This window comes from Massilia rubra (assembly GCF_011682065.1).
GTDB lineage: Bacteria > Pseudomonadota > Gammaproteobacteria > Burkholderiales > Burkholderiaceae_D > Telluria_A > Telluria_A rubra.
In genome coordinates, this window is sequence record NZ_VUYU01000021.1 from 43,473 (window position 1) to 57,734 (window position 14,262).

The following is a 14,262-nucleotide window of genomic DNA, read 5'->3' on the forward strand; positions in this document are numbered from 1 at the left end:
CCACGGGGCGCGGCAAGGGAGTTTGTCCCTTGCTCAATTCATGAAAACTCCAATCGTCAGCGCGCATAAAGCATCCTCCGTAAGCGTAATTGCGTAGGGGAAAGGCGTTAGAACTGGGCGAATTGCACAAAACATTTTATGAATCTGGAATTTTGCGCGGCTCCCCTTCGCAAGTCAACTGCTAAGAGACATAATCAGGTATACATGGCGATCTGCTTCATTTTTTGCCGCTCCAGCGCCAGTGTCCGGACGTGACCATGCAGGGGAAAGTTGAGGACGAGATGTCGCAATCCACATTCGACAGTGCGCATGGCGAGAGCATGGCGGCGTCCCTGGCCAGCCTGTTTGCGATGCCGCCTTTTGCAGCGGACAAATCGTGGCGAAAACGCCACTTGGACATGATTGTGACGACGCTCACCCGGCACCACTATGAGCAGTGCAGCGCCTTCAGGCATATTCTTGACGGCCTCGATATTGATCCGAACCAGACCCGCGCCGTCGCGGATCAACCCTTTCTGCCAGTGTCCCTGTTTAAGAAAATGATCTTGCGAAGCGTACCGATAGCGCAGGTCAGTCACCGGCTTATCTCATCCGGAACGGGCCGCTCGGGCCGATCGGAAATTTTCATCGATCGCCCCACGTCGCTTCTGCAAATGCGCGCCCTGTCGCGGATTGTGCCGAGCGTGATTGGGGAGAAGTGCCTTCCACTGCTGGTCGTGGACGCGCCGACCCCGGCATCGGATCCCGCCGGCTATGCCGCGCGGTCGATTGCGATCCAGGGCTTTTCACTGTTTGCGAGCGGGCGTCCCTGCTTTGCCCTGAACGACGACATGACATTGAATATGCATGACATTTCGGCTTTCCTGGAACGTGCGGGCGGCAAGCCATTTCTCATGTTCGGGTTCACGCATGTCATATGGCGGTACTTTCTCGAAGCACTCGCGCTGACGCGCCCTCGCTTTGATTTCGCGCATGGCACCATGATTCATGGCGGCGGGTGGAAGCGGCTGGCGGAAAGCGGGGTCGATGAACGACGCATGAAGGCGGTCGCAAAGGAGTTGCTCGACCTTTCGAAAATCCATAACTATTATGGGATGGTCGAACAACCAGGCTCGATTTACCTTCAGTGCGCGCATGGGTTCTTTCATTGCAGTAATTTTTCCGAGGTTTTTGTTCGGCGTGCCGATCTCAGCATTGCGCACGATGGCGAAGCGGGAATCCTGCAAACAGTGTCAGTCTTGCCGAAGTCCTATCCCGGTCATAATTTGTTGACCGAAGACCTGGGCGTATTGCATGGAGAAGACGATTGTGCTTGCGGCAGGAAAGGAAAATATTTCAACATCTTGCGACGGCTGCCCGGGGTGCAGCCGAAGGGCTGCGGGGACGTTGCGACAAACCAATGAGAATGGCCGGACGGCGCTGTCGGGCAGCGCTGCGCATGAGCAGGCGACGATGAGGTGCGAGGAGCGTATGGAGAGTGCGGCGACGCCACACGATACAGCGGCGGCGAACCACGGTTCGCAGGCTTGCACGTTTCCGGCGGACATAGAATTTGTGGTCGGCCAGGCTGCGGATTGGGGCATCGAGCGCGTCGTCACCGTACGCAAGGCATTCGATGAGGCAATCCTCGCCCTGTTCGATACGCTTGCCCGGCGGATACTAACCAGCGCGTCCGCACACCAGTTTCCCGATGTCGTCGCCTTCGCCCAGTGGTGTCGCAAAGCCTCGCTCGAAAATTTGCGCTGCGAAATGGGTACGGGCGCCGTGATGCTCGGGCGCGGTATTGGATTTCACGTTTCCCCGTCCAACATCCCGATGATGGCCGCCTATAATCTTGCGCTTGGCTTGATTTCCGGGAACTGCACCATCGTGCGGCTGCCGTTCCGGATTTTTCCGCAGATGGCATACCTGTGCAGTGAAATCACCGCATGCCTGTCGGAAGAACGGCACAGCGCCTTGAGCCGCGTCATGGCGCTGATCCGCTACGACCGGACCCGTGTCGATATCACGCAGTATCTGAGCACGCGTTGCGACGTCCGGGTCATCTGGGGCGGAGACGCAACCGTTGACGAAATACGGCGGATACCGCTTCGGCCCCATGCCCATGAATTGACGTTTCCAGACCGTTATTCCGTCCTTGTCATCGACGCCGCCGCCTGGCTGGCCGCTGACGACAAGGCGCGCCTGATGCACGGATTTTACAACGATACCTTTCTCAACGATCAGGCATCCTGCGCGTCGCCACGGATGGTTCTCTGGCTTGGACGGCACGCCCGTGAAGCACGCGACGATTTTTGGCCGAGGCTGGAAGCATTGGTCCGCGAACGCTATCGTCCTGTTCACGCAGGCACGGTAGCAAAGCTGACCTACGCCTATGAAAAACTGGCCCGCCATCCCGGCTTGCGGATGGTCTCAAGCGATCCGCTGGTCATGCGCATCGTGAGCGACAGTCCCCTGCCGGAACTTCTGGAGGGACATCCGGGCGGTGGCATATTCATCGAGTGCGACATTGCCGATCTTTCCGCAATGGCGCCGGTTCTCGCGCGCCGCTGCCAGACCGTGGTGTATTTCGGCGTGCCTGCGCAAGAGCTGCTTGCCGTGATCTGTGGCGCAGGTGCGCCTGGTGGCGACCGTATCGTGCCGATCGGCCAGACGCTCGATTTTTCCGCGATCTGGGACGGCCACGACATTGTGCGCGCCTTGTCCAGGACGCTGACCGTCGGCGCGCGGCAGGAGGGGCGGCAATTGGCATAAGCGCCGCTGCATCGTGGGCGGCACGCAAGGGCAAGATCATCGATGTAACGTAGTGAGGTGCCATGCAGACGCAGACAGAAACACTCGGTCCGGTGCTCGCGCGGGGATCGTTCGCAACACGACGAGATGCCGTCGCTATCGATTGCGACGGGCAATTGACCAGCTATGCCGAGCTCGATGCCCAAGCGCATGCGATCGCCCGCGCAATGGATGATCTCGCAATCGCGCCCCACAGCCATATCGGCATACTCGCCCGGCGCACCGATGTCATCGTGGCGGCGATGCTGGCAATCATGGCGCGCGGAGGTGTTTTTGTCGTGCTGGAACCGGGTCAAGCCGCGCCCATGCTGAAAAGTAAGACTGAGGCGGGCGACATTCGTTGCCTCATCGTCGAACCGGGCCACATGTCCGATGCGCTGGCTGGCTTGCCCACTGTGTTGGTCGACTGGCGCATCGCCGCACGCGCGGGACGGGCCGGCGATGCGACCATCGTGCCCGGGCTCGCCGCGGCGACCGGAGTGCCCCTGTATCTCTATTTCACGTCGGGCACGGCCGGTCCTGCCAAGTCCATCCTCGGACGTTCCGATTCGCTCCTCCACTTTCTTCAGTGGGAAATCGCCACCTTCGGCCTTGAGCGGACCGTACGCGTGGCGCAGTTGACGCCACCTCAACACGACCCTTTCCTTCGCGACATTTTCATCCCACTCGTCACCGGCGGGACGATTTGTGCGCCGCGTTCACGGCAGATTGTGCTTTCCCCGCCCGATTTTGTGCGCTGGCTCGATTCGGCAGGTATCAATCTCATGCATTGCACGCCGACCGTGTTCAGGAATATGTGTAACGGGCCGCTTGAGGGCGCGCTCTTTACACACTTAAAACATATTCTCATCGCCGGGGAACAGCTGCGCGGTGCGCATGTGCGGCGCTGGTATGAGGTCTTCGGCGAGCGGGTGGGCCTGGTCAATCTCTACGGCCCGACAGAGACAACCTTGGCCAAGCTCTTCTATCGCCTCACGCCCGGGGACAGCGATCGCCGCGTGATTCCCATCGGCATGCCCATGGAAGGGGCCCGGGCCCATATCGAGGCAAGCGTGGACAACCCTGGCGACCCTGACGGTTGCGGCGAGCTGTTTATCGAAACCAGGTTTGCCAGTCTTGGCTATTTTCGGCGTCCTGACTTGAATCAGGCACGTTTTAGCGCGGATCCCTGCATTGCGCAGAACGATCCCATCTGCTTCCGGACGGGCGACATCGTCCGCCGCCTGCCGGAAGGCGTGTTCGAGTTTATCGGCCGGCGCGATCGCCAGGACAAGCTGCGCGGACAGCGCATCGACCTTGGCGAGGTCGAAGACACGCTGCTTCGACGCGCTCCAATGCAGAGTGTGGTCGTCACCGTTCTGGTGGACGAAAGCGGACGGATGCCGGATCGCCTGGCCGCATTTTATGTTGCCGATGGCGAACTGGACGAGTCCAAGGTGCGGGAGCAGCTAACGCGCGACCTGCCTGCGCTGATGATTCCCGACGTGTGGGAGCGCGTCGGTTCGCTGCCGACCAATGCCAATGGAAAGATCGATATCGCCACCCTGGCGATGGACATCCAGGCCAGGGCAGCGTTACCGGAAAGGGAGATCCGCGCCGAGGGCGAGGGTGATGCGCGATTGGTGGACGAGCTGCTGGCAATCTGGAAAGAGATTCTGCAAATTCATGATCTGGGACCGGAGGATACCTTCATGGATGCGGGTGGCGATTCCTTGAGCATCATGCTGCTGATCGCCCGCCTCGATGAACAGTTCGGCTACGAGCTCACGCTCTGGAACGTCTTCGATGACCTGACGGTGGCCAAGCTTTGTTTGCTGATGCAAAGCGAAGCGGCGTAGGAGTCTGCGCGGGCAAGTGCGTTGTTTGGATGAGGGAACGTTTGATCAAAGGGGGTAATATGGTCTCGTACGAAAAATTTATTGCAGAAATCTATGACAGCTCTCCCTTTTTTGGGCAAGGGAAAGCGCGAGAACTTGAAAAATTCAACGCACCGTATTTCCGGTATCTGAAAGATCGCTCGAAGCGCATCCTTGAATTTGGCTCGGGAACGGGCATGTTGACAGTGCCGCTCGCCCGCGCAGGCTATCAGTTGGATAGCGTCGACATTTCGCCGTTCATGCATGACGTGCTGAAAAGTAAGTTGGAACAGCAAAGTGACGCGGTCCGGCAATGCGTCAAGCAGATCGTCGCCGACGCGACCAGCTACCGCGGTGCGGCCCCGTATGACACGATCGTCATGCCGGAAGGAATTCTCATCGCCTTGCCTTCCGACGCACTGCAGATGGCATTGCTACGCAGCTGTCACCGCAATCTGGCGCCGGGCGGCCTGATACTGATCGATTGCTTCCAGCCCTATTATCAAGTGATCTCGGGCGAGAAGAAGACCGACTACTCCAGGTTCCGCACGCCTGACGGCCGTACTTACCTGATGCAAATTCATTTTACCAACGATAGTTATACCCAGATCCAGAACTGGCATGTGATCTACACCGAGATCGTCGATGGCAATGAGCTGCCAGGCATCGTGGTCAATCTCGATTTTCGCTATGTCTTCTGCTCCGAGCTGAAGTTAATGCTGGAGATCGCGGGCTTTCGCGTCGTCGAACTGGACGTCGAATTTGCCGAGCGGCGCGGCTTCTTCCTGGCGGCCGAAAAAGTGTAGATGCCTCGACGCTGGCATTGGGCCTGGGCGATTCGCCAGGCGCAAGGTGCGGATTCAGCCCGCCATCAAGGGGCCAAGGTCGATCTCGCGCTGCGCGATCCTCTCACCGCGCATGACGCCGACCCGGGCCGCCACCAGATCTTCCTGCACGCCGCGGACAATCAGGACGACCCGGTGCGCGACGCCAGCCGCGCGCTCGATCCGGAAGAAGCATCCGGACGGCATTCCGACAATGGTGAATTCGCTTTCATCGACACGTATCAGCCTGCAATGCCGCCCGCCGTCGACATACAGGCAAAGGGCCCCACCCTCGCGCCGAAGCATGGCCGATGCGCCCTTGATCATGTCGGCGAGTTTTCCATGCCGAAGCAGCGGCAGGATCGACCCCGGGATGTGGAAACGACATTCAAACGTGGCCAGGTCGTCCTGTTTTGCGTAGCGCGGACGATGCATCGACACTGGACCAAACTGGGATTGCATGTCGATATATTCTGCCGGCATCATTGCGAGGAGTGCGTCGTTGATCTCGACATCCACGACCGCGTGCAAGCGGTTTTGATTGCCTCTGTTCATGACCTCGTGCGGCTTGGAAAAATCGCCGTACCACAGTTCACCGACGTTCATGGTGACACGGCGGCCTCCGATCAAAAACTCGACATCCGGATTCGTCTGCATGGGTATGTGCAAGCGGACAAGTCCGAACTGGAAATTGGTGTCGAAGTCGACATGGCTTCTGATCTTGCCACCGACCGGGAGCCACAGGACCCTGACGACCTGGAGAACAAACCGGAGCGATTCCAGGATTTCCTTGAGATAGGGCGCAGAGTCGGCTTCAGCCGTGAATGCATAGCTGACGAGGCTGGGAAAACCGGGGTTCGGCGTCTGGACGCCACCCGAGGCATGGATGGCGACGCCCGCCCATTCTCCCGCGTGATACGGTCCCGGTTGCGGACGCCGCGCAAGGGTGTCGAGTTGCCTGGCGTCGCTGGCGAGGCGATCGCGATCGAAATGGATGGGAAGGGCGAAAGCATCGATTCCTTGCGCCAGTTGCGCGACCATAGGCAACTCCTTTTGCTTGCATGGGTACCGCAGGTACTCTAGACTCGTATTTGTCTCTTGACGAGAATGAGCCGATCATGACCGCTCAGGGCTCAAGATACTCCTCGTGGCGATGGCGCGCCCTCGACCAGCAATGCCAAACACGACCACCAGTGCGACGATCATGCCGCTTACAGACGGCGAGGTCAATATGGTCCGGGTGGCTGTGGCTTTGCCGGGTCCGCAGAGCGCTTATCAGCCATTCTCCGAGCTAATCTTAGAGGAAACAACGTGACCTATTTAATCCATGGCGCACGAGGATCGGGATCCGGAATCATTGAGGCCGCCTGTGCTGAACTGCATGTTGACTACGCGGTGCGCGATCTTGATGTGCGTGCCGGCAAGAATCATGACGCTGCGTACCGCAGGCTGCATCCCTTGGGAAAACTGCCTGCGCTGGAGTTTCCAGATGGCGAGATTGTGACCGATACGGTCGCCATCCTCCTGACGCTTGAAGAGCGGCATCCGCAGCGTGCCTTGCTTCCGCCCTGTGGCAGCAAGGCGCGTACGCGCGCGCTCCGATGGCTCCTGTTCTGTGCCACCGAGCTCTATCCCCTGGTCGAAATGATTGATTTTCCGGAGCGATTTTCGGATGCCGAGGCATGTCAGGCCATGCTCAGAAAGCGCGCCAGCGCCATGTGGAACGAGCGCTGGTTGCATGTTGAAAGCGCGGTGGCCGGTTCGCCTTATCTGATGTCCGAGGGGTTTTGCGTTACCGATGTCTACATCGCAGTGCTCTCCAATTGGGACATGGATCCGGATTGGCGCCAAAAAAACTTGCCTCGTGTCAAGGCGCTTTCCGACGCGGTGCGGAATCGACCGGCATTGGTTCCGGTTTTCGAGCGGCACAAGCCGGGAGCCGACGTCCCGGGTGAGGCCTAGGAGTCCGCGCCGACCACCACCAGCCAGCGTGGCCTCGGTCACGCGGTCCATTCTTGACAGGCCGGCGCTCAGTCCTGCGGCGGTTTCACACCCAGCAATTCTTCGATGTGGGCCATCGCGCCCGCATCCTTGACCACCGAGCGCAGCCAGACGTGCAGGTCGGTGGCGGCGGCGTCGGCCGCCTTGTCGGCGAAGTACGAGGCCGGGCTGTGCGGCTCGGTGCGGCGGAAAAATTCGGCCACATTGCGCAGCTGGGTCACGGCCTGGTCGCGCGTGCGGATCACGCCCGGCGGCCCGGACGGCGCCGCCGCACCTGGCGGGCCTTGCTCGTTGACCGGCTCGGCGTGATACACGTCGCCGCTCTCGGCCGGCGCATCGGGCGCCGCGACGACGGCGGCCGGCATCAGGGTGACCATGTTCTGCAGCGCTTCGCGCGCGTTGGAAAACCCCGGGCTGTCGTGCCCGAGCCTTGTGTCGGCCGCCTGTTCGAACAGCTTGAGCCCATCGAGGCAGTACTGGGCGTCGGCGGTGAAGGTCTCGCGGAACCTGGCGGAGGTGGCGCTGCGCGCCTTTTCCAGGTCGGGCAGCTTGAGCGGCGGCGGTCCGCTGCTGGGATTGGTGTGGCCGTTGCTGTGGCTGCCGCTGGGGGCGGGGGCGTTGGCCAGCTTGCGCGCCACTTCGAAGTCGATGATGGTGTAACCGCGCGTGCCTTCGGTGATGCGCGTTTCGCGCACCAGGGCCGGGGTGCGGCCCAGGATCCACGACAGGTTGCCGACGCGCTGGTCCTGGTCGCCGTCTTCGGCTTCCGGGTACAGCCCGAGTTCCCAGTACTGATCGATCAGGCCGGCGATGACGCGAAAACTCTCGCCCAGGCCGCGCAACTGGTGTTTTTTGGCGGCCGCTTCGGCCAGCCAGACCGCCAGGCGCAAGTCCTTGCTGCGTTTTTCCAGCAGGGCGGCGCAGCGCGTGACGACGAACTCCCAGTCCGCTTCCTTGATTTCGGTGACCCATTCACCCTGGTCGAGCGAAGGGTCGTCGGCCTTGCGCGCCAGGTTGATGGCGTCCAGGTCAGGCGAAAAAGCCAGGTCTTCGCCGGCCGGCTGGTCCTCGCTGATCGGGTTTAAAAGCTGTTCTGCTACAAACATGTTTTCCTCGTGGTGTGGAGGCGCTTACTGCGCCATCCGGAATTCGATGCGGCGGTTGCGCGCGCGCCCGCTGGCGCTGTCGTTGCTGGCGACCGGGCGGTCGGCGCCCTGGCCGGATGCGCTGAGCAGCTCGCCCTTGATGCCGGAGCCGATCAGGTAGGTCTTGACCGCTTCGGCGCGCGCCTGGCTCAGGTTCTGGTTGGTGAGCTTGTTGCCCTGGCTGTCGGTGTGGCCGATGACGTCGACCTTGCGGTCGTTGAGTTTTTTCATGGCGGCGGCCATCTCGTCGAGGATCGCGCGCCCGGTCGGGGTCAGCTCGGCCTTGCCGCTTTCGAATTCGACGATGCGGTTGGCCAGGGTGGTATCGAGCACGCTCTGGTCGGCGGCCGACACGCGCAGGGTGTTGTTGACCGTGTAGGTCGGGTTCAGGCTGGCGGCGACGTTGCTGGCGATTTTCTGGCGCGTCGCTTCGCTCGCCACTTCGCCCTTGATGCTGACGGTGCTGCCGTCGATCTTGAGCTGCCCGCGCGAGATCGACTTGAGGTCGGGCGTGATCAGTTTTTGCACATAGCCGTTCCAGTTGGCCGGGGTGGCGACCTGGCCGACGCTGATCTGGTCGACCACGAGGTCGGCGCCGTACACTTCGCGCAGGCGCGCCAGCACGGCCTGTTTGCTCGCTTCGTCGGGCACGGTGCCCGACACGAGCACCTGGCCCGGCTGGGGAGCGGCGGTTTGGGCGCCGGCATTGACTGCGCCGGCAAGCAGGATGACAAGGGCGAGGAGGTGGCGCATGTTCTAAGATCCGATAAACGCCGCGCGCAAGGATTCCAGCGCGGATTTGAGTGACAAATTGGCTTGCGCCAGATAGGTGGACAGTTTCTGGACGGCGTAGTCGGAGTCGGTCTGTTGCTCGACCCACTCGAGCTGGTCGAACGTGATGTGGCGTTCCAGGCCGGCGGTCGGGTCCATGATCGCTTGCAGCGTCTGCGGCGAGGCGCCGGAAAAGCCGATCACCAGCGCCGGCCTGGCGTTGATGCGGGCCACGAACAGGGCCAGCTCGAAGTCGGCGCGCGCCAGGAACGGGGTAATCAGGTGCATCCAGAAGGCCGCCACCAGGTTGCGGTAGATCGGGTCGACCGGCAGCGGCAACACCAGGCTCTTTTCGAGCCGGCTCGAACTGCTGGCCATGACCGGCTGCATCAGCATGCCGAGCGCCAGCAGCACCTGGCGCGCCGAGCATTCGTAGCCGGCCTGGTGCAGCAAGGCGTCGAGCGCGCCGACTGTCTGCATGTCGAGGAAGTCTTCGAACGCCGCTTCGTAGGCCGAGGTGCGCAGGTCGACGTCGATCGTGTGGGTGGCGGCGGCCTGCAGCGGTCCGGCGGCATCGGCCGCGCCGATCACGCCGGCGCTGAGCGATTCGAGCCGGTTCCACAGGCGGCTGAGCACCAGCGGCGCGTCCGGCACGAAGGTGGCCGGGTCCGGCACTTCCATCGCGCTCATCATCAGGAACGGGAAGCGCCGGTTGGACTGGTCGCTGCTGGCCACGATATGGCCGGCGATCGCATTCCTGCGGCGCGGGCCGATGAAGGCGAAGTGCAGCGGCGCGAGCGCGTCGTAGCTCAGTTTCCAGCGCGCGTCGGCGCTCATCAGGTCCATGGCCTGGGCCAGCCAGTCGTCCAGCACCTTGATCAGGGCCGGGCTGTCGCTGCCCTTGACGAAGTCGCCGCGGCTGGGAATCTTGCCGAAGTAGCCGACCGGGGTCGGGGTCGGGGTGCTGCCGCGGGTCATGGACGCGCTCCCGCCACGGCGCCCGGCGCGGCCGGCGCCGGCGCGCTCGCCGGCAGGGTCGAACTGATGATCGTGTCCGGCAGGCGCAGGCCTTTGAAGCCCCTGCCCGTTGCCGGCGCCGCTGCCGGCGCTGGCCGCGGCGCGGAGCCGGCCGGCATGATCTTCAGGTTGGAGGTGACCTTCACGCCACCGCTGTCCCAGCTCAACTCGAACGCGCCGTCATCCTTGCGTTTGCGCTGGGCCGATTCGACCATTTTTTGCAGGCCGTTGCGGCCCGGTTCATTGAGCAGCACCACCGTCTGGCCCTGCGGCGTGATGGCGGTAATGCGCGAGCCCGGCGTACCCTGCGGGTTCGGCCAGACCATCCGCACGTACGGCTGCGGCTGGCCTTTCCAGCGCAGCGACTGGCCATCGATTTCGATGGTGAACTCGGTCGCGCCGCTTGCGCTCAGCGCCTGCAGCTCGAACTGGGTCTGCGCTTCGGTGCTGGCGCTGGCGGCGGCGGTCGCGTTGGCCACGCCGCCGGCCGACAGCGGCGCGATCCAGCCGGGGAAGCTGGTCACCGCCGAAGGCGACAAGCCCACGCCCATATTGGCCCAGGTGCGGGCCGCGACCACGTCGCCGCGGCGCACCACCAGCGGGCCGATGGTGGTGTCGAAGAACTTGGCGATGGCGCCGGACGGACCGAACACCAGGCCGATTTCTTCATTGGTCGCTTCCGAACGCGAGTCGGACGAGAACGGATATTTGCCGGACAGGTTCTGGCGGAACGGCTGCAATACCTGGGCCGCCCAGACCTTGTCGATTTCGGCTTCGGTCGGACGCACGATCACGGCGAAGGTCTGCATCAGCGGACGCACCAGGATCGGGCGGATCGCCTGCTTCTGGATGTCGGTCATGCCGGTGAGCATCTGTTCATCGACATACTTGAGCGCATCGGCCAGTTCCGAGCCGCTGCCTTCGAGGGTTTGCTGCATCAGCTGCTTGGCGCCCGGACCCGGGTCGCCCTGGTTCTTGATGGTGTTAAAGCGGCTGCGCAGTTTCGACAGGTGTTCCATGTAGCCGCGCATGAGCGAAGCATCTTTTTCGCGGGTGACGACCAGGCGCGCCACGCCCGAGAACTCGCGTCCGATCGGGCCGAGCGGCAGGTTGGCCGGATTGACCGCGTTCTGGTTTTGCGGCACGTTCACCTGGATCTGCGACGGTTTGCGGCGCAGCACCACTTCCTTGAGCCAGGTCATGAAGTCGCGCTTGGCGCTGGCGATGCCGGCGTCGGCCAGGGTCGGGTTATCCCACGAGGTTTGTTCGGCCACCGTGCTGATCAGCTTGTGGATCGGCGAGGTTTGCGGGTCGCCCAGGCGGTTCATGGCCGTGACCGCCGCTTCGAAGCCATGCAAGTCGCGGATGGTGACGCCCTGCACGAACTTCTGCCATTCCTTGGCGTAGTCGTTCTTGTACATCTCGATGAGCGCCTTCTGGATCTGCTCCGGGCTGCCTTCGAGGGTCAAATCGTTGGTCGAGGCGGTGCGCAGCACCCAGTCGGCGCTTTGCAGTTCCTTGTTGGCGGCATCCTTGAAGGCGGCCTGCACATAGCCTTCCCAGGCTTCGCGCGTGAAGCTGCCCGGCACCGAGTAGCTGCCCAGCACCAGATCCTTGTCCTGTTCGCCGACGATGCGGCTTACCGTGGCCGACGGGTAACGGGTGGCGGCGCGCGCCTTGACGTCGGCGTACACGCGTTCGCGCGCCGGCATGCCGCGCACCACCAGGCGCAGGGTGTCGCGGGTCTGGTCGACCAGGGCCAGCTTGTTTTCGAGCTGCGGCCACGACACGTCCTGCACCTGGGCCAGGTAGAACGAGATGGTGCGCTCGGCGCTGCGGATCATTTGCTCGCGCGGCATGGCGCCGCGGTTGGCGTCGAGCCAGCCGCGCCAGAAGCGGGTCAACTGGTCGTTCAGGTGGCCGCCTTCGAAGCGCGATTTATCGGCCAGCATCAGGTAGGTCTTGAGGGCGTTGTAGCCGTCTTCGGTCTTGGTCGGCGAGGCATCCTGGAACTGGGTGCTGGCCGGCGCGGCCGTGGCAGCCACGGTCGCGGCAGGTGCGGCAGCCGCGGCGGGCGCGGCGGCGCCGAGCGCCCCGGCCACGGCGGCGCGCACGCCACCGCCAGGTGCGTCCGGCGCGACCGGACGCACATTGCCCTGCAACTGGCCGGCATTGGCGTTCACTTCGGCGAGGAAGGTTTCGAGCGAGCTGGCCACCGGTTTGAGCATGATTTCGCGCACGCCGTTGAAGTATTCCTCACGCAGCTTGCGGTCGAGCATTTCACCCTGGTACAGGCCGAGGCTCAGCGACAGGGGACGGTCTTCACGGTAGCGTTCCAGCTGTTCGATACGGTCCTGCAAGATCTGCAGCGCTTCGAAGCGCGATTGCAGGTCGATCTTGTTGGACTGGATCTTGACCACCTGGTCAAGGTCGGCCTGGACGTTTTCGACCAGCTTGCGGTTGCTCATGTACGACCAGCTCCAGCCGCCCAGGGTCACGCCGACCATGGCGGTAGCGAGGAAGAAGGCGGCGTAGCGCATGCGCGTCTTGTTCGGGCTGGCATATTGGGCGACCAGGTCGCGGTCGGCGAAAATCACGTTACGGAACAGATTGAGCAGGAAGAAGCCGCTCTGGGTCTGGGTTTCGGCGTGGTGCTGCGGTTGCAGTTTAATGTCGAACAATTGCGCCACGTGCTGCGAGGAGGCCGAAATCGATTCGCCTTCCTGCAGCGCGCTGGTGAAGTAAAAGCCGCGGAACACGGGCTTGAACTGGAACGGATTTTCCTCGAACAGGGTGGCGATGAAGGTGCGCAGCGGCTGCTTGATGGTGGAAAACTCGAGCGGGAAGGTGAATACGCCCGGCGGCATGCGTTCGCGCCATTGCAGCGCCATGTTGGCTGCGCTCAAGTCTTTCAGGCCGTCGTACAGCTCGTCGAAGCGGGCGTCGAACTGGGACAGGGCTTTTTCGCTGCCGGTGGTGTGGCTGTAGGGCAGGGTGGCGCCCCAGACACGGTCGCGTTCGGCGCGTTCGGTGTCCTGGAAGAATTCGTTAAAGCCGGCGATCAGGTCGGCCTTGGTAAATACCACGTACACCGGCGCGTGCACTTCGAGGCGCTCGGTCAGTTCCTGCACGCGCATGCGCAGGTTCTTGGCCAGGTTGATGGCGAACTCGGGACGGTTGCCGGTCAGTTCGGCCACGCTGACGGCGATGATGATGCCGTTGATCGGGGCTTTTTTACGGTATTTTTTCAGCAGCGACAGGAAACCGAACCATTCGGTGCGGTCTTCGTCGACCACCGAGTAGCGTCCGGCGGTGTCGAGCAGGATGCCGTCGGTGGTGAAGAACCAGTCGCAATTCCTGGTGCCGCCCACGCCCTGGACGATCTGGCTGTCGGCAAACGGAAACTGCAGGCCGGAGCTGGCGATCGCGGTGCTCTTGCCGGCCGCCGGATTGCCGATGATCATGTACCAAGGCAATTCGTACAGGGCCGCGTCACCGGACAACTGGCCCAGCTTGGAGCCCTTGATGGTGGCGATCGCATCGAGCATGCGTTTCTTGATGGTCTCGTGTTCCTGGCGCTGGGCCGGATCGGCGCGCACCGGCGATTGGGTCACTTGCTGTTCGAGCATCTCGCCCAGGTTGCCGGCGGCTTGCTGGCGCTTGTGGCGGCGCCACAGCCAGATCAGCAGGGCGAAGAACAGCGCCACGCCGAGCACGGCGAGCGCGTACTCGATGGGAATGTCCAGCGCCGCCGCCCCGATCAGCAAGATGGCGGCAAACGCCACCCATCCCACGATGATCAGGGTGCGACGGCTCGTCAGGAACTGCCAGATTGATTGCATCATTATCAGAAAC

Annotated in this window: 10 protein-coding genes; 5 read left to right on the forward strand and 5 right to left on the reverse strand. The window is 62.5% G+C overall.

All coding sequences use genetic code 11. The annotated features are described in order from the left end of the window. Nucleotides 1–257 precede the first annotated feature (257 nt). From F0185_RS24960 to F0185_RS24975, 4 genes are all read left to right on the forward strand, one after another. Nucleotides 258–1,403, forward strand: a complete 1,146-nt coding sequence (locus tag F0185_RS24960; protein WP_167229057.1) for a LuxE/PaaK family acyltransferase — start codon at nucleotides 258–260, stop codon at nucleotides 1,401–1,403. Continuing rightward, nucleotides 1,294–2,754 (forward strand): acyl-CoA reductase, encoded by a 1,461-nt coding sequence (locus F0185_RS24965; RefSeq protein ID WP_167229058.1) that lies wholly within the window; start codon nucleotides 1,294–1,296, stop codon nucleotides 2,752–2,754. The genes F0185_RS24960 and F0185_RS24965 overlap by 110 nt, the downstream gene beginning before the upstream one ends. A 62-nt stretch (nucleotides 2,755–2,816) precedes the next feature. Further along, the gene (locus F0185_RS24970) at nucleotides 2,817–4,631 is read left to right on the forward strand and encodes a non-ribosomal peptide synthetase (protein WP_167229060.1); all 1,815 of its coding nucleotides are present in this window, start codon (nucleotides 2,817–2,819) and stop codon (nucleotides 4,629–4,631) included. A gap of 59 nt (nucleotides 4,632–4,690) precedes the next feature. Next, the gene (locus F0185_RS24975; protein ID WP_167229062.1) at nucleotides 4,691–5,455 is read left to right on the forward strand and encodes a class I SAM-dependent methyltransferase; all 765 of its coding nucleotides are present in this window, start codon (nucleotides 4,691–4,693) and stop codon (nucleotides 5,453–5,455) included. A 54-nt stretch (nucleotides 5,456–5,509) separates the two neighbouring features. Here the strand turns inward: F0185_RS24975 and F0185_RS24980 are convergent, their stop codons facing one another. Further along, nucleotides 5,510–6,514 carry an aspartyl/asparaginyl beta-hydroxylase domain-containing protein gene (locus tag F0185_RS24980; protein WP_167229064.1) on the reverse strand — a complete coding sequence of 335 codons (1,005 nt, stop codon included), beginning with the start codon at nucleotides 6,512–6,514 and terminating at the stop codon, nucleotides 5,510–5,512. A gap of 270 nt (nucleotides 6,515–6,784) precedes the next feature. Between F0185_RS24980 and F0185_RS24985 the strand changes: the two genes are divergently transcribed. Then, a complete protein-coding gene (locus tag F0185_RS24985; RefSeq protein ID WP_167229066.1) occupies nucleotides 6,785–7,435 on the forward strand; it encodes a glutathione S-transferase family protein in 651 nt (216 codons plus the stop codon). A gap of 68 nt (nucleotides 7,436–7,503) precedes the next feature. Here F0185_RS24985 and tssA read toward each other — a convergent pair whose 3' ends face one another. From tssA to tssM, 4 genes are read right to left on the reverse strand one after another with little or no spacing between them, the layout of a single operon-like run. Continuing rightward, entirely contained in the window at nucleotides 7,504–8,580 is a 1,077-nt protein-coding gene (gene tssA, locus F0185_RS24990) for a type VI secretion system protein TssA (protein ID WP_167229068.1), read from the reverse strand. Between the two features lie 24 nt (nucleotides 8,581–8,604). Further along, the gene (locus F0185_RS24995; protein ID WP_167229069.1) at nucleotides 8,605–9,372 is read right to left on the reverse strand and encodes an OmpA family protein; all 768 of its coding nucleotides are present in this window, start codon (nucleotides 9,370–9,372) and stop codon (nucleotides 8,605–8,607) included. Nucleotides 9,373–9,375: 3 nt separating this feature from the next. After that, nucleotides 9,376–10,368 (reverse strand): type VI secretion system-associated protein TagF, encoded by a 993-nt coding sequence (gene tagF / locus F0185_RS25000; protein ID WP_167229071.1) that lies wholly within the window; start codon nucleotides 10,366–10,368, stop codon nucleotides 9,376–9,378. Further along, a complete protein-coding gene (gene tssM / locus F0185_RS25005; protein ID WP_167229155.1) occupies nucleotides 10,365–14,249 on the reverse strand; it encodes a type VI secretion system membrane subunit TssM in 3,885 nt (1,294 codons plus the stop codon). Before tssM ends, tagF begins: the two co-directional genes overlap by 4 nt. Nucleotides 14,250–14,262 lie beyond the last annotated feature (13 nt).